9 protein-coding genes are annotated in these 16,998 nt (G+C 68.3%); 3 read left to right on the forward strand and 6 right to left on the reverse strand.

Annotation, left to right across the window (positions count from 1 at the left end):
- The first annotated feature begins 27 nt into the window (after positions 1-27).
- Positions 28-1,650 (forward strand): DUF4419 domain-containing protein, encoded by a 1,623-nt coding sequence (locus tag QHF84_RS39270; protein WP_281318687.1) that lies wholly within the window; start codon positions 28-30, stop codon positions 1,648-1,650.
- Positions 1,651-1,657: 7 nt separating this feature from the next.
- On the opposite strand, the gene QHF84_RS39275 is transcribed toward QHF84_RS39270, so the two are convergent.
- Complete coding sequence (locus QHF84_RS39275) at positions 1,658-5,023, reverse strand: hypothetical protein (RefSeq protein ID WP_281318688.1); 3,366 nt, start codon at positions 5,021-5,023, stop codon at positions 1,658-1,660.
- A 673-nt stretch (positions 5,024-5,696) separates the two neighbouring features.
- Between QHF84_RS39275 and QHF84_RS39280 the strand changes: the two genes are divergently transcribed.
- Positions 5,697-7,478, forward strand: coding sequence for a hypothetical protein (locus QHF84_RS39280; RefSeq protein ID WP_281318689.1), 1,782 nt, complete (start codon positions 5,697-5,699; stop codon positions 7,476-7,478).
- A gap of 1 nt (position 7,479) precedes the next feature.
- On the opposite strand, the gene QHF84_RS39285 is transcribed toward QHF84_RS39280, so the two are convergent.
- Complete coding sequence (locus QHF84_RS39285; RefSeq protein WP_281318690.1) at positions 7,480-8,529, reverse strand: DUF2804 domain-containing protein; 1,050 nt, start codon at positions 8,527-8,529, stop codon at positions 7,480-7,482.
- Positions 8,530-8,608: 79 nt separating this feature from the next.
- On the opposite strand from QHF84_RS39285, the gene QHF84_RS39290 reads away from it, so the two are divergent.
- On the forward strand, positions 8,609-9,898 hold the full coding sequence (locus QHF84_RS39290; protein ID WP_281318691.1) for an Hsp70 family protein: 1,290 nt from the start codon (positions 8,609-8,611) through the stop codon (positions 9,896-9,898).
- A 4-nt stretch (positions 9,899-9,902) separates the two neighbouring features.
- On the opposite strand, the gene QHF84_RS39295 is transcribed toward QHF84_RS39290, so the two are convergent.
- From QHF84_RS39295 to QHF84_RS39310, 4 genes are all read right to left on the reverse strand, one after another.
- Entirely contained in the window at positions 9,903-10,931 is a 1,029-nt protein-coding gene (locus QHF84_RS39295) for a hypothetical protein (protein WP_281318692.1), read from the reverse strand.
- Positions 10,928-11,491, reverse strand: a complete 564-nt coding sequence (locus tag QHF84_RS39300; protein ID WP_281318693.1) for a hypothetical protein — start codon at positions 11,489-11,491, stop codon at positions 10,928-10,930. The genes QHF84_RS39295 and QHF84_RS39300 overlap by 4 nt, the downstream gene beginning before the upstream one ends.
- A gap of 35 nt (positions 11,492-11,526) precedes the next feature.
- On the reverse strand, positions 11,527-12,948 hold the full coding sequence (locus QHF84_RS39305; RefSeq protein ID WP_281318694.1) for a VCBS repeat-containing protein: 1,422 nt from the start codon (positions 12,946-12,948) through the stop codon (positions 11,527-11,529).
- Positions 12,949-13,140: 192 nt separating this feature from the next.
- Complete coding sequence (locus QHF84_RS39310; RefSeq protein WP_281318695.1) at positions 13,141-16,908, reverse strand: serine/threonine-protein kinase; 3,768 nt, start codon at positions 16,906-16,908, stop codon at positions 13,141-13,143.
- Positions 16,909-16,998 lie beyond the last annotated feature (90 nt).

A 16,998-nucleotide genomic window follows, 5' to 3' on the forward strand; every position in this document is an offset into this window, starting at 1 on the left:
GCCGAGGGATGATGTAGAATGCCCGCCATGAGCGTGACCTTCCTCGTCGACGACGTCCCCCGCGCGACCGAGCCCCTGCCGACGCGAAGGCTCGCCGAGACCCACGGCGATGCGCTGGCCTTCGGCGGAGACCCGGAGCTTCCCGTGGTCGACCACGGCGGGACGCACGCGCTCCTCGGCGCCGTCCACCTTGCGTTCGCGCAGCACAGGCCGCTCGTGCTTTCGCCCGACGTGGTGTGGTTGACCATCGCGCAGGGCGTCGCGCAGCACGTCCGCCTCCACGCGGAACAGCTACGATCGCGGCTCGTCCGGCACACGGGCACGGCGCGGATCGAGGTTACCTTGGACGGACCGATGCCGACCGACGCGGCTTCGTGGATCAAGATCGTCAATTCCTTCCGCGACCGCGTCGCGGATCAGGTCGGCGCCGGGCGCGCGCGGCTCTTCGAATGCGATTTCTCCACGAGCACGGAGGTTGATCTCATCGCGAGCCAGGTCGTCCTCCTCGACGCCTATGCTCCCTATTTCGATTATTATCTCATGTGCGTCTGCGGCATTCCGGAGATCACGCTGCTCGGCACGCCCGCCGACTGGAAGCGGATCCGCGAGCGTATCGACGTGATCGCGGAGCTCGACCTCGAGTTCTGGACGCGCTCCCTCGCGCCGATCTGCGACGAGTTCGTGCGCGCGGCCTCGGGGCAGCCGGACCTCGCGTTCTGGCGCCGCATTTACAAGCCGATCGACGCGTATGGCGGCGACGTGATCACCGGCTGGATCGCGCGGCTCTACCCGTACACCGTGGAGCTGGGCAGCGCAGCGCAGCGCAATTCCCTGCTGGATCTCCCCCTCGACGAACCACGCGGCCACGACGACGACGATTGGTACCGAGGTCCGGGCATTCGCGCCCGCGAGGTGCTCGGCACCCCGTCGACGGTGCGGATCCACGTGGTCGACCTGTTCACGAACGAGCGCCACATCGTCGCCCTCGACGGCGGCGTGACCGCGGTCTCGCAGGACGCGGACGGCCGCCTCGCGCCCATCTCCGGCTGGGCGCTGCGTCGCAGTAGCCCTGGGATCGGCGAGCTGCTCGAGCGCATCCGCGCCGGGCATCGATGCGTCCCCGCGCGGGCCCGCGACGCGCGCGCCTGGGACGGGCTCAGTGGTCCGGCCGATTTCATGGCCATTTACCACACGTTCGAGGAGGTGATCTTGTTCCCCGAGACGAACCCCTGGCGGATCCTTCCGCCCGGAGAACACCATCACGTCGTTTTCTCCTTGCCGTACGATCGCACGACGGAGGTCCTGCGTTTCCTCGACCTGCCCGACGGCACGTTCCTCGCGAGGACGTATCACGACCGCGACACGATCCTGGTGCGCGGCCGGATCGACGCGATCGAGCCTCCACCGCCGCCCAAGGCGAAGGGGGAATCGTATGGCCCCGAATCCATCGAGGTTCTCCCGCGGGGGCGGCGCTCCAGCCAATCGTTCGAGGAGGTGACGATCCTTCGCCTGCCGCTCGCCGAGGTGTTGACCCGAGCCCTCGACAAGGGTGGCGCCACGGATCTGCCCGAGGACGGTCGATTGCGCGACATCCTCGCGGAGTGGTATTTCTTGCCTCCGCCGCCGCCTCGAAAGAAAAAGCGGCGCTGAGGAGCCATCACGGCGGAAACACGAACCGCGCGGGCCCCGCGACGCCAGGCGCGGGGTCTTTCTGGTAATGGGCGAGCCGCACGCGGCGCTCGTCCGTCCACCCATTTTTGGGGGACGCGGACTGGACGAGCGCGGCGAGCGCGATCCGGCGGAGCCTCCAGTCGGATTGCTCCCGCAGCGCCTCCTCCACGCGGCCTGGATGCACGCAGGATTGCACCGCGGCAAACGCGGCCTCCAGTGTCTCGTGGTAGAGCCAATCCCGCTTCGAGAGCACGAGCAGCGCGGCGCTGAGCTCCTTCGCGTCCCAGAGGCGCGAACCGAGGGAGAGATGATACGGCGTCGTCCAGGGGTTTTCCGCGAGCGCCGCGACGAACTGGGTCGCGACCTGCACGTGCAGGTGCGACGCATACGGGCCGAGACGCGATGAGATCACGGGCAGGAAGGCGAGGAGGTGCTGGCCTTTCGGCAAGAGCTCCTTCAATCGCCACGAGACGGAGCTCACCTCCGAGGACGACATCCGCTGCAGGACCGCCGCGAGCGCGTGCGCGGCCTCGTCGTGCGAAGGAACGCCGAGGTGCTCGAGCAACCGCTTGAAGAGCGAGCGATTCGAATCACGCAGCGGCAAGTAGGCTGCGCGCTTCAAGAGATCGATTCGCGCCTCCGGCTCCGCGCGCCCGAGGATCGTCGCGAGCAGCTCGACGACCCGCTCCTCGGCCGCGGTCGAGAGCCGGCCGAGCGGAATGTCGGCCAGCTTCGACGCGACAATCCAGTCCGGGTCGTGGACGGCCTTCTCGAAGACGGCCCAGGTCTGGGGCTTTTCGAGGTGATCCCACAACGCCCGGAGCAGCGCGATTCGCACATCTCGATGCGTCCCGGGTTTGTCGAGGCGCAAGAGGTCCTGGTACGCGTCATCGCCGCCCAATTCGCCGAGCAGCCGGACGACCTCCTTCGCGACCGTGACCTTGGTCATCGGGACCGCGCGGAGCTCGGCCAGGACCTCGGCGTGCCTGAGCTCCGAAAAGACCTTCCGGAGCGCATAAATCGCCCACCGCGCCCGATCATCGCCGAGCGCCTCGATGAGCACGGGAACACCCTGGCGCGCGTCGAGCCACGGGAGCCCGCGGATGGCCATTTCGCGTACGGGCTGGCGAGGATCCGAGGCGAACGGCAGGATCGACGTCGCTTCCGCGAACGCGAGCCGCACGAGCGTCGTGATGGCGAACCGGAGCGTCGGAACGTCACGCGTCTCGTCTTTCAACATCGACGCGAGCGCATTCGCATACGTGCGCTGCTGGAGCGCCGTCCACCGCCCGTGGCCGAGCTCGAACGGAATGACCCAGCTCGTGCGTCCCGTGGCGAACCGGCCTTTCATGGGTCGCGCCGAGAGAAGCGCGGGGCTCAGGAGATCCTGCCGGCGGAGGCTCACGTACCGGGCGACCAAAGGAAGGAGTACAAAACTCTCGTCTTCGCGGAGAAGCTCGGGGACGAGGCGCGTGAAGCGGCGTCGATCGTGCTCGTCGAGCAATCCCAGGGCCGCCGCGGCGACACCCGCGAAGGGCAGCTCGCGCGCGAGCCTCTCCAATGCGTCGAGGAGCGGCGTCACGACGCCGAGCCGCACGCCGAGGCTCTGCGCAAGCGAAATGACGGCGCCCGCGCGCTCCTGCGTGGCCCAGCCTGCGGCGAGCTGGGCGAGGGCAGGGGAGAGCCGCTCGGCGTCCTTTTTCGTGAGCCCGTCCCCGAGCCCCCACGTGGAGACCGATCCACGCACGGCAAACAGCCGCGTGATCCATTGCGCGCCCCAGGCGCCGTCGACGCGGAACAAGCGCATGACGAGGCGTTCGACGGCGGACGCGGTGGCCGAGGAGAGATCCGCGGCGTCGAGGGCGTCCTGCACGACGGCGCCGACGGCATCCAAATGCTCGGGACCGAACGTGGCCACACGAAGCGCGCCCAGCGCCTCGATCATGCTCTTCCGGACCGGATCCTGCTCGAACTTGCGCGCCTTGATGTTGGCGATCGCGTCGGCGAGCGCGGGTTTGTCGTGGCGTACGCTCGAAATGAGGATCGATTGCGCCCGCGCGCGTTCTTCTCCCTCGGGGTGTCCGAGCCATGGGGCGAGCACCTGCTTTGCCTCGGCGAAGGACAAGAGGCCCGCGTAGACGATACGTTGCTCGGGTTTCGAGGTCAGCGCCGGGCACCGTTCGAGGTGGCGCCGCGCCTCGCGCTCCCGCAAGTCCCGCGGGAGCCAATCGAGGACGTGCGCGGGGATCGTCCCATCCGTCCCCTGCGCCGCTCGTGACCAGCGATCGAACGCCCGCTCGCGGACCTTCTCCTCTTCGGCCGATTCGGCCTTGAAATACCGGAACAGGAACGCGCCGAACGCGCCGCGACCTCCCTGGACGAACGCGCGGAGGACGGCCTTCTGATCGTCCGTCGAGAGCCGGAGGAACCAGCGAATGCCCTGTTTGCCGTCGCCGAGCGTGCTCCATGCGTTTCGAATGAGGTAATCGAGACGCTCGGGGCCGAGGTGTCTCGCGACCTTGTCGAAGCGGACGACGCCGAACACGCCCGGCGCGTGCGTGGGCCTTCCGTTTTCGTGGAGCGCCTTCAAGAGATCGAAGGTCTCGCGTGGGCGCGAGCGGACGAGGTGACCGAGCGCCCGTCGGAACAGGTCTGGCAGCTCGCCGCGGTCGAGGAGCGCTTGCACGAGCTTCAGCGTGCCGTCCGGCGCGCGCTTCGCGAGGCCCGGGAGCTCGTCATAAAGGCGATGACGCTGCCGGGGATGGACAGTGTCGCTGCGCTGCAGATCCGCGAGGAACCAGGCCGCGGCGAACCTCGCATGCCGTGAGCACAAGCGCCACCAGGCGATGGGGCCGCCGCCCTCGACCAGGTGTTTCATGAAGCCGGAAATGAATGCCTCGGTGCCGAACGGCAGAAGGTCGATGACGAGCCGCTCCTGGCCCTTTTTCATGCGGGCCGCGAGGAATGCGTCGACGAGCGCCGTGCGCCTTTTTCGCACGAGCGCGGCGATGGTGCGGCAGAGGATCCGCTTCTCGACGATCGAGTCGAGGGCGCGCATGGCCTGCGTATCGTCGCAGAACACGGCCACCATGCGGCTCGCCCGGCGGCGGACGGTGCGCGAGGCGTCGGTGAGACCCTCGAGAATCCAGGTCCCCTCGCGGCTCCCGAACACGGACCAGAGCGCGAGGACGCGCTCGTAGATCTCGGGGCTCCCGTGAAGCTCGTCGAGCGTCCTTCGCGCGTCCGCGTCCCCCTGGGCCGCCTTCCGTCCGACATCGATGACACGGCGGATGCGCGCGTTGTTGGTGAGGGGCTCGATCTCGGCGAGGAGCGTGGCTTTCGTCATCGACATCGTGGCGGGGATGATACGATCTTTGGACGAGGCGCCAAGATTTTCCTCGCGCCCGGGGCATATTGCGCGTCATCGAGTCGATCCTGCTTTCCGCGCCGTCGCCGCACGCCTCGTATCCTCCCGATTCAACGGAGGACGTTCACCGGGGGCGTGCTTGACGTCGGTCGCCCCCTGCGACATGTGATTGCCTGGACGGCGTTTCGGGTGCGTGGTGGCTCGCTCCCCGTGCTCTCGCGGCGGATTTTCATTCGGGCAGGAGGTAGTTCGATGGCGACCCGATGCGCTCGAGCGGGGGCCCTCGCCTGGATGGGCAGCGTGCTGATCGGGATCGGCATCCTGCTCTCCGTGCTCCAATGGATTTTGACCGCCTACCTGGTTCTCCACGGACACGCCGGCGACGTGGAGAGTGATGTTCCGCCATCGTTCGGCGTGAGCGCCCCGATTGGAAACAACAGGTGCATCACCATCAGCGCCCCTGGCCTGGTCCTCGCGGCTCTCGGCACCATTCATCATGTCGCAGCGGAATGCGTGCTCACGCGATGGGGAGCGCGTGCACTGGTGCGGGTGGCGATAGCCAGACGCCGCCGCACGAGGAGGTGAGGCGCCCCGAGGCGCAGGGTATGGCACACGCCCCTCTGGTCCGCGCTCGCCCGATCCCCTATAGAGGGTGGCCATGCTGGCCCGCATCAAGGGATGGCTCGCCGACAGGCACGTCCCCCTGCTCGTCGCGCTTCTCGCGATTCTCCTGCTCCTGCCCACGCTCGGCGCCGGGCCGATCATGGACGATCACACGCACCGGATGGCGTATCATCCGACGTTCACGCGGCCCGGAGGGCCCCACGGCGACTGGGATCTCTTCCGTTTCCTCGAAGAAGATGCCGCCGCGCTGAAGTCCCTCCGCGATCAGGGCATCTGGCCGTGGTGGACCGTCGACGGATCGAGGCTCGCATTCCTGCGCCCCCTCTCGTCGTTGTGGCACGCGCTCGATTACCGCGTTTGGCCGAACGCACACGGGTTCATGCACGCCGAGAGCGTCCTCGCGTTCGCGGCGACGGCCTTCTTCGCGGCGCACCTTTATCGAAGGTTGCTCGGCGCCACGGTCGCCGCCGGGCTCGCGGCGCTGATCTTCGCGGTCGACGACGCTCATTCGATGGTCATCGCCTGGATCGCGAACAGGCACGCGATCCTCTCGACACTCTTCGGCGTGCTCGCGCTCATCGCGCACGATCGTGCCCGCCGGGACGGCTGGAAGCCGGGCGTCTACCTCGCGCCTCTCGCGCTGCTCGGGGCCATGTTCTCCGGCGAGAGCGGGCTCGGCGCGCTCGCGTATCTCTTCGCGTACGCCCTCTTCCTCGATCGCGCGCCGCTGCGATCCCGCGCCGTCGCGTTCGTCCCGCACGTCGGAGCCGTGCTGATCTGGTTCGCCTGGTACAATCTCGGCGGTTATGGTACGGCGGGCGGCGCGTTTTACATCGACCCGCTGCGGCAAACGGGGGAGTTCGTCCGCGCCGTGACCACGCGGCTGCCGGTGCTCCTCGCCGGGCAGATGGCCGCGCCGCCCGCCGACGTGTGGATGCTCTGGCAGCCGAGCGAGACGCGGAGGCTCGCGTCGATTTGCCTCTTCGTCCTGCTCGTCGTGGGGGGCGGGATCTTCGCCGTGCTGCGCCGCGATCGCAATGCTGCGTTTTTTGCTGTGGGCATGACGCTCTCCCTTCTGCCGGCCTGCGCGGTTTGGCCGAGCGATCGGCTCTTGCTGTTCTCGGGGATCGGGGGAGCGGGGCTCGTCGCGTCGATGCTCGTGGCCTCGCGGGAGTACCTCGGGCGGGCCACACGCATGTACGTGGGCGCTGTGGCAGCGGTCCTCGTGCTCTTCCACCTTGTGCTCGCGCCCTTGCTGCTGCCGCTGCGGGCGTGGTCGACGGGCTCGATGCTGCACGGCTTCACCGAGCGGGCGATCTCGAGCATCCCCAAAATGGATGGGGCCGAGGGGCGGACGCTCGTGGTGGTGAGCTCGCCCGACAGCGTGATCGTGAGTACGGTAATGGCGGCGTGGATCAACGAGAATTCACCGTTGCCCTCGGTGCTCCGTGTGCTTTCGACGGCGGTCGGCGGGACGCTGAAGGCAGGCCGCGTGGACGAGCGCACGCTGTCGGTGACGCTCACCGATGGTTATTTCCGTGATCCGACGGCGACAGTGTTCCGGGATCCGGAGAAGGCCCCGCTACGCGTCGGCGACCGCATCCCGATCGGAACCATGGTGGCCGAGATCGTGTCCTTGGCCGAGGATGGCAAGGTGCCTTCTCGGATCGATTTCCATTTCGATCGGTCGCTGGACGATCCCTCGATGGTGTGGCTCGTCTGGGAGAGAACCCGATTCGTGCCGTTCGTGGTGCCGAAGGTCGGGGAGACGAGGGAGATGCCCGTGGCGTCGTATCAGGTCGCGATCGGCGGGTGACCTACCAGCGGGCGCGCATCTCCTCGGCCCAGCCGAAGAGGCCGTCGACGATCACGCGCTCGCCCCCGTCGCCACGCACTTCGCCGGAAAAGCGGCCGAAGCACAGATGGAGCTCCGCGCCGGCCACGACGAGCGGCACCTTCGTCCGTTTCTCGTAGGCCGGCTGAAAATCGAGCCGCACCCGATCCGAGGTTTCCGTGGAGATTCGCCACGGCCTGCGAAAATCACGGCGGTCGTAGTCGAACCGAACATCTTCGTCGATCTTGTGGAGCCGGCCGTCGATGCAGATGCCATTTTCGGTCGCTCCCGTCCCATCGGTCCACTTGCCGCCGAATTGCAGGCCGACGACCTTCCCATCGACGCCTCCCGACGCCGACGCCCAGTTCCACACGGTATGCGTGGGCCAGACGCCGCGACCGAAATCGAGGCAGCCGAAGGCCTCCTGCTCCGGGCCGATCACCTGCGCGACGCCGTCCACCCGAATGGTCCCGGTCGCGGGGAGCGTGTTTTGCTTCGAGGTGAACTGGAACAACCGCTCGCTCCACGGCACCACGACATTGAGCGTCTCGTGCCCGGGCGGCCGAGCCACGAGCACGTCGGCCTCCACCACGCGCCCGCGGCTCTGGAACCGGGTCACGAGGCGTGTTCCTCGGCTCTCCTCGCGGAATGAAAGCCTGAGCCCGAGCCTATCGAACACAATGTCGCCGCCGCCGACCGTATCGGGCTGCGAGAACCCGAGCGCGAGCGGGACCGGGACGACCTTTTCGAGCTCACGTCCGGTCCCGAGGTCGAGGAGCAGCGCGCTCGCCATGCCGAGGTAGTCGAAATCCGCGTACGTCAGCGACAGGACGCCGCCCTTCCAGGTGACGCCCCAGTAATCCCAGCGCTTCCTTCGCCCCCAGGGACCACGCAGGTTGCATCGATGCAGGGGCCGGCGCGACCAACCCTTCGCCGCGGGGTTCAGCCGACCCTCCGGCGTGCAAAGGACCACGTCGCGGTCGATCTCGCTGAAATTTCCGCCCATCCGGAGAGCCTCCACGGATTTTCTCACGAATTTTCTAGCTTGTAAAGAGGCTCGTGGGGTGGCCATATCCCGGGGCCGTCAGGCATCTCCCCGGAAGGTCGAACCCATGTCCTCACGATTCAAGCCCGAAGTCTATGCCATCGATTTCGGCACCACCAATTCCCTGCTGGCGGCGGCGAACGCCACGTCCACCTGCCCCCCGATCCCGCTCGACGACGATGCGTCCGACCCGACCATCCTGCGCAGCCTGCTCTTTTTCGGCAAGAACGAGTTCTCGTGTGGCGCGGTGGCCGTCCGCGACTTCGTCGCGAGCGGCATGCAAGGTCGGCTCATCCGCTCGATCAAGAAGTTCCTCCCCGATCGGGGCTTCTCCGGCACGCAGATCAACCAGCGCGTCGTCACCATCGAGGATCTGATCAGCCGATTTTTGCGGGTGATGCGCGACCGCGCGAACCGCCATTTCGACGCCGACGTCACGCGCGTGGTGCTGGGGCGACCGGCCATGTTCTCGCTCGACCCCGAGGAGGACCGGCTCGCCCAGAACCGGCTCGAACGCGCCGCGCAGAGCGCGGGTTTTTCCGAGGTCGCCTTTTGCCCCGAGCCCGTCGCCGCCGCCCACGATTTCGAGCTCGAGCTCGATCGGCCCATGACCGTCCTCGTCGCCGATTTCGGCGGCGGGACCTCGGATTACACGGTCGTGCGGATGCGGCCGGAGGGGTTCATTGCCTCGGACGTGCTCTCGCTCGGGGGCGTATCCGTGGCCGGCGACGCGCTCGACGGGAGCTTGATGCGCCACAAGATCGCGCGCCATTTCGGCGCGGAGGTCACCTACCAGGTCCCGCTCGGCAAAAACCTTCTGACGATGCCCCGAGGCATCATGGAAAAACTCTGCTCGCCCGCGGACATGGCTGTGCTGCAGCACCGGGACATGCTCGCGTTCCTGCGCGACGTGCAAGCGTGGTCGCTCGGGGAGGACGATCAGAAGCGAATGGATCAGCTCCTCTGCCTGGTCGAGGATTCGCTCGCGTTCCAGGTGTTCGAGGCCATCGAGCACAGCAAGTGCGCGCTCTCGGAGTCGACGAAGACGCGGTTCGCGTTCGAATACCCGACGATGAGCATCCACGAATGGATCACCCGCGACGAGTTCGAGGCCGGCGCCGAGCGTTCGATCGACGCAATCTTGCGGGCGCTCGATCGAACGCTCGAAGAGGCCGGGATCGGCTTCGGGGCGATCGACGTGGTTTGTTGCACCGGAGGGACGGCGCGGGTCCCGCGGCTCGCGCGTGCGCTCGAAGAGCGATTCGGGCAAGGGAAGATGCGCAAGTTGCGGAGCTTCCACTCGGTCGTGCAGGGGCTCGCAGAGCGGGCGCGAAAGCTCGCGCGGGGCCTCGATTGAGGCTTCAGCCGAGGAGAGGGTGCAGCGGGACGAACCCGAGGTAGGCCTTGGCCGCCAAGGGCTCGTCCGGCGCGAGGACGAGCTTGATCCCGAGCGTGGTCGAGACGGGGCTCGCCGCGCGATGCTCGGGCAGGGCGAGGCGCGCGTAGGGTGGAAATTGCAAAAGGGCGTCGCGTTTGTCCGATGTGCACACTCCCCGGGCGACGAGCTCGTCGAGGATCGGGCGCCAGCGAGGATCCCCGGGAGCGTGATGTAGTTCGAGGCCGAGCGTCGGTAGAACACGGTCGCTGATGTCCAGGTGAAAGCCCATCCGCGTGTTCGCGGGGACCATGGCAGCGAGGAGCGGTTCGAGCTCTGGGCGCGCTCCGGGCCATTCGATCCGATCGAGATGAGCCGGGAGCTCGTCTCGGGGGATCGTCGCGACGAGGCGGAGCGCGTCGACGCCACGAGACGCGAGCGGCGCGACGTGGAGGACGCGGCCTCGGCGAGGCAATCGTCGGGCGAGGCGAGCTGCGGTGTCGAACGTCGCGCAAGGCAGCGGACGCCCGAGCAGGAGCGACGTCGCGCGATCGAGGATGTCGAGACAAACGGCGCGCCCGTGTTCGTCCTGCTCTTCCGGCGGCTGCTCGTCTCCGATGTGCCGCTCGATGCAGGGGAACGGGAGCGGCTGCGGCGCGACGACGGAATCGCCCCTCACGTCGAATTCGAGCCACAACGCCGGGACCTCGTCGTGGAGCAGCGACGCGGGCTCGGCCCACTCTGCGCAAAAATCGAACACGCCGCGCCACGCCCTCGATTCGAGCGCGGGAGCGTGTCGCAGGAAGGCCTGGGGGCCGCCCGAACGCGCGAGCAGATACATCAGGAAATCGACCCGAGGGTTTTCCTCGAGGCGGCATTCGAGGGCGATGCCGGACGCGGCCCTCGGCAATCCTCGCGTGACGGCCTGGAGCGCGCTTCGGGCGGAGTCCGCGAGCAGCGCTCCCGGGAGGAGGGGCGCGACGAGGTCGAGCATCGCGTCGGGCGCGACGATCACGGGTTGCCCCGCTTCGGCACACTGCAAAGCTCGAAGCCGAGATGAAGGTTTTGTAGTTCCTCCCGCGCAGGACCCGCGCTTCCGTCCTCCCGCCGTGGATTGGCGTAGGTCCAGTAAACACCGCGGGGTGCATTCGATGGGAGGGCAAAACGCAAGGTGACCTTCTCTCCGCCGGGCGTGGTCTCCACTTGCCCGATCTGCCCTCGAATGCGAGTCTCTCCCTGCCGCAACTCGCATCGCGTGAACGCGCCCCGGAGCTTGGTCCCGAAGACGGTGAGGAGAAGCTCGCCGTCCCTCGGCTCCCAGAAGAAGCCCGTGACCGTTTGTCGGCCGTAGACCCAGGGCAAGGGCGTCGGCGCGAGCAGCTCGGCGCGGAGCCTACGCCCAACGGGCTCGTTCGACAATGCATCGAGGAGGCGGCTCCGATCGCCCGACAGCAAGATCTCTTTCTCCTCCGCGGACAGCTCCTCCCGCTGGGATACGACCGCGACCGGATCCCGCCGGTAAGCCTCCTGCATGTCCGGATCCTGCGCCAGGCTCATGATGAACGCGAGCAGCATGTGTGCCTCCCACTCTGCCTCGAAGAAGCGAATCGTCAGCGCGCGTGATGGTAGAAGACGTAATTGGAATCCATCGTGCTCGCGAGGGCGATGTCCGGCTCCGGCGAATGCGTGTAGCGGACGCTGATCCGCTCGCCGGGCGCAAGGCGTCGCGCGAAGGAAATCCAGTTGTCGCCGGGGACCGCCACGTACGCGCCGCGGTCGAGGAGAGCTCCGTCACGACGTATTTCGCGGATGTCCTCGACGAGCTGCGCCGAGAGCGTCAAACCCGCCTGCGGTTTTTCGATGGCGAAGGTCTCGACGGTCTCGGTGAGGGCGCTCCGATCGAGATCCGCCACGGCAATCGCCTCGCCGACGCCGCACGTGCTGGAGGACCACGCGGGGGTCGGCTCGAAGGCGCGCGGCGTCCCGCGGAAGATGACGAGCGGCGCGCCATATCCGTAAAACTGCGGGCCCCATCGGCTCGCGAGCAGGTCGAGCGCGCCGTCGCCGTTCACGTCGGCGAGGCGGACGCCCGCGCCCCAGCCCGAGGTCTCCGAGGTCCAGATGGGATCGGCGCCGGAAAAAGGCCAGTAGGCCATCAGGCGCGAATCGCTGCCGATGCCGCTCGTGCAGCTCGCGGGTGGAGGGGGGCTCGGATGGACGTTGCCGACGTACGTGTGGGGCGTTCCAGGCGCACGCGCGGGCGCGAGATCGTCCGGCGGCAGGATGTCCTTGTAATGGTCGTTGTAAAACGTGACGATTCCCCGACGGCCGCCGATCGTCCCGACGTCGACGAAGAGCGGAAGGCCGTGCTCAATGCGAGCGGTCCAGGAGGCGCACGTATCGAGTTTTACCTTGCCGCCCTCGTCGAGCGCTCCGCGATGAATCGGCAGCCCGCGCGCAGCGACGAGGAGGTCGAGGAGCCCATCCCCGTCGATGTCCGCGAATTTCGGGGTGAGGGCGTGCAACCGCTCGGCGGATTGCCACGCGGGCGTCGGGGACAGCCTGCCTCCGTGGTTCCCATAGATCCGCACGCGCCCGGGCTCGGTCTCGGACTCGTCCTCGCGCTCGAAGGCCACCCCGACGGCGAGATCGAGGTCACCGTCGCCGTCGTAATCGCCGAGCGCGGCGCCGAAGCTCGAAAACGTGTCCGCCGTGCGAAAGCTGGGCGACCGTTCGAGGGTGCCCCCTCGGTTGTAATAGACCTTCGCGTACCCCGGCGTGTCCGCGTCGATCCAGGGCCCCACCGTGACCGCGACGTCGACGAACCCGTCGAGATCGATGTCACCCACGGCAATGCCGGCATGAAAGTCCTCGTCCTCGGAGGACCAGCTCGGCTCGCTCGGGAAGCCGCCCCGGCCGTCGTTGCGATACACGGTCACGGGGCGTTGCGCCAGGTCGTTCCCATTGGCGACGACGAGGTCCTTGAACCCGTCGCCGTCGATGTCCGCGAGGGCAACCCCGAGCGAATGCATTTCCTTGTTCGAGGAGCGATACCCCGGCTCCGTCGGATAGGGTGGCGCGGCGCGCTTAGATCCTTGCTCGGCGGTGCCTCCAGGCGAGGGCTCGCGAGGCGCCGTCCCGAAGAGGGCTCCTACGAGCGCGAAGCACACCATTCCGATCCCGATCCTGGTCGCGGTGCCCCATGCCATTGCTGTCGCTCCCCCTCATTCCGGCGCTTCGATCCAAAGGCCGGGCGCGAAGATCGCGGCCCAGCGATCGGGCCGACGCACGCCTCGTTGCTCCATGACCGTATCCGCGACGGCCACGAGCGCGCGCCCGGAATCGCCGCCGGAGAGCTCGCCCTTGCGGCGGCGCGCGCACGCTGCGTGAAGCGCCATTTCGGCCTCGTCGAAGCCACGAATGGCGACGTCGAGCTGGGCGAGGGCCTCGTCCTCACGCCCATGGAGCCTTGCTGCGGCGGCCCGCAGCAAGGCCGCGGAGGGAGCGGCATCCGCGCGGATCTCATGCTCGAGCCGCGACGCAATACGTTCGGCTTCCCGCGCGAGCTGCGCGCGGCGGCGGGGGGGCGCGTCCGCGGCAATGGCAAGGGCGGTGCGCGCGCGGAGGAAAAGCATGTCGATCCGGGACGGCTGCACGCGGAGCTGTTGCGACCTGACGATGGCGCCCCACGCTTGCAGGACGCGCCTTCGGGCCATGGCGGCGCGGCCTTCGTAAAGGTCCGCATACGCCTCGATCCGGAGCGCGTACATGTGCTGCACGTGCATGCCGCCGCGGGTCCAGGACGCGACGCCCTCGCGTACACGGCGGCGCGCCTCCTCGACGTCGTCGGCGGCGATTCGTGTCACCGCGGAAGCGCTCGACGCGCTGATCGCCGCAAAAAGATTGCCGAGCGACGTGGCCTCGCGATGCCAGGCCGCGGTGCGCTCGGCGAGCTCCTCCAGGCGGCCCATGGCGTCGAGGGCGATGACGGCGACGACGTGCGCCATGTTGTGGTACATCGCGAGATCGAGCCTCCGGCTGCGGAGGTGGCGGCCGATGGCGTCATAACGATCGAGCGCCGCTCGCCAGCGCCCTTCGATCATGGTGGTCGCGGCGCCGTACATGGTGACGGTCTCCAGGACATCGGGATCGTCGCAGCCGCTCGCGATTTCCGCTGCCCGCGCGAGGAGGCGCGCCCCCTCGGCCACCGCGGACGGGCCGCCTTGCAGGAGCGACAATTGCGCATACGTGCCGAGCGCCTGGGCAATACGCGCGGGTTCGCCGGCGTCGAGCGCGAGACCGAGGCCGCGTATCAAAAACGCGCACGATCGCAGCGGATCGACGTCCGTCAGAGCCATGCTCACCGCCATGCAAACGTCGATCCGGGCGAGCACGGCCGGATCGACGTGGGCAGCGTCGTGAGGTTGGAAATCGTAGCCACGACGCCGAATTCGAAGAATTCCCCGGAAGGCCATCATGGCGACGCTGGCGGTCGTCCTGGGCGGACGCAGGCCGAGGCCGGGGAGGAATGTCGAGAGGACACGGTTGCCCTCGTCCAGGTGCCCGCCTACGAAAAGTTGCTCGATCGCGCGACGTCGCAAATCGAGCGCCTCGCGGGGGGGCGCGCCGTCGGCGCATGCGAGGTAGAGCTCGGCCGCATCCCGGCACCGGCCCGCGTGCGCCAGCGCGTGGGCGCGACGAACCTTGAGCTCGTGCGTGTTCTCCGGGGTATCCGCAGGCCCTCCGCGCCCCCAGTCGAGCGCGAGCGCGTAGAGCTCGGCCGCGTGGGCGAAGGCCAATGCTTCGTTCGCCCTGTCGGCCGCGGTGGTCGCGTAATGGGCCGCCTTGTATCTCTCTCCAGCACTCTGGAAATGCATCGCGAGCTCCTCCGGTTCGACCTCGGGCGACGTCTCCAGCACGGAAGCCAACCGCTGATGTCGCGCGGCGAGCGCCTCGACGTCGAGCGTGGCGAGGATCGCGTCGCGGAGACGATCATGGGAGACCTCGCAGCCCGGGCGCTCATGCACGCTGCATACCCTGAGGAGCCCCGCCGAGCGCAGCGGCGTCAGGTAAGCGAGCGCTTCGTCGGCGAGCTCGGCCGCCGCGAATGCGATGTCCTGTTCGAGCGGGCGCCCCGCGACCGCCACGATTTCGAGGAGGCGCCTCGACGGCGCGGGCGCCGCGCTGAGCCTCTCCCGCATGGCCTCACGCAGATCGACGCGCGGCACGGCGCGTGGCCCCGCCGCGCGGACATGCCGCGCGAGCTCCTCGATGGAGAAGGGATTGCCCTCCGATTCTCGCACGATCGCCAGCGCCGTCGCGTCGTGTGCCGAGGGCCCGAGCCGATCCATTGCGAGCGCGATCGCCTGCTCGTGTGTGAGCGGCCCGAGGTCCACGTCGTGGAGCCGGATCCGGCCCGCCGCGGCGGCGACGAGCTGCCCGAAGCGCGACACGAATACGCTCGGTTCGACATCGTCGCTCCGGTGACAGGCGAGCAAGAGCATCGGCGGCGCGTCGGGCGGGGAAAGGAGCTCGAAGAGGAGCTCGGCGCTGTCGACGTCGCCCCATTGCAAGTCGTCGATGCAGAGCACGAGCGGGCCACGCGCGGCGAGGCGCCGGAGGAGGTCCTTGAGCGCCTGAAATGCGCGAATGCGCGCCCTGGGCGGGTCGATGACCTCCGCTCGCTCTTCCGCCGGAGCGGGGTCGATGAGCCCGAGCACCGGGAAGATTCGCTCGAGGTCCTCTAGATTCGGCGGAACCAGGGATTGCGCTTCCTCCCGCGGGAGGTTTTTCACGTACCGCGCGAGCGCGTCGACGAGGCTATCGAGCGCCTTGTAGGGCACCGATTCGCGGTCGTGGCAGCGGCCACGAAGGACGATGGCTCCTTCCCAGCGAGGGAGCGCCGCGAGGAACGTCGACGCGAGCGCGCTTTTTCCCACGCCGGACGCGCCCGAGAGCCGGACGAGCACCGCACGGCCGGCCGAGCTCTCCCGGAATGCCTCGAAGAGCGCCGCCATTTCGCGTTCACGCCCGACGAGCGCGTGCCGTTGCCGGATCTCGACGAGCCGGGGATGCACCTCGGCGGGCGCCCCCGTCACCTTGAGCCGGCCGGCGATCTCCTCGTCCGACGGTCGCATCCTCGGATCGCTCCGGAGCAAAGCCAGGCAAAGCTCCTCGAGATCCTCGGGGACGTGCTCGGCGACGAGCGACGGGGGAATCGGGCGGGTCGTGAGCTTCGCGCAAAGGACGTCCTCCACGCTGCCCTCGAACGGGAGGCGCCCCGCGAGCGCCTCGTAAAGCATCACGCCGACGCTGTACCAATCGCTTTCGCGGCTGCCCGGCTCGCCCACGATCTGCTCGGGCGCCATGTACGCAGGCGTGCCGACGATGCCCTCGTGCAGGGACGAAAGATCGCCGGACGGCGAAGGCGAGAGCTCCCGCGCGAGCCCGAAATCGAGGATCACGACCCTGTCGGCGTTCGTGAGGAGCACATTCGAGGGCTTCAGATCCAGGTGCAATACGTCGGCGGCGTGGAGCGCGCGGACGCCACGCACGAGGCGGGAGAAGACGAACCGGAGGCGCGCGGAGTCGAGCGGGCGCGCGTCCGCGCGCGGGGCGGCTCGCTCCTCGACGTCGCGGGGAGGCTTGCGCCGTACGATCGACGCGGAGAGGTCGCCCGTGCGGCCGGGTACGAAGCCGCTCAGCAAATGTTCGCCTTCGACGAACTCCATCGAGAGCGCCCAGCGGCCCTCGTCGTAGATGAGCTCGTGGAGCATCACGAGGTTCGGGTGCGTGATGTCCGCGAGCACGCGGAACTCCTGCTTGAAGCGGAGCAGCGCCGCCGCGTCGTCCTGATAGAGGACCTTGAGGGCCACCCGCGCGCCGTACCGGAGGTCGATCGCTTCGTAGACGACGCCGAACCCGCCGGCGCCGAGGCGGCGGAGGATCGAGAATCGTTCGCTCGATTGGTTCTCCTTGCGTGGAGCGCCCATGATGTCCGTGGCGAGGAAGCGCGGCGCCTCGCGCCCTCATGGAGTCGGGGAGGTCGTTCGGCATCCGGAGCCTGCCACGAATTTCTCGCG

The organism is Polyangium sp. y55x31, from assembly GCF_029946505.1.
Lineage (GTDB): Bacteria > Myxococcota_A > Polyangia > Polyangiales > Polyangiaceae > Polyangium.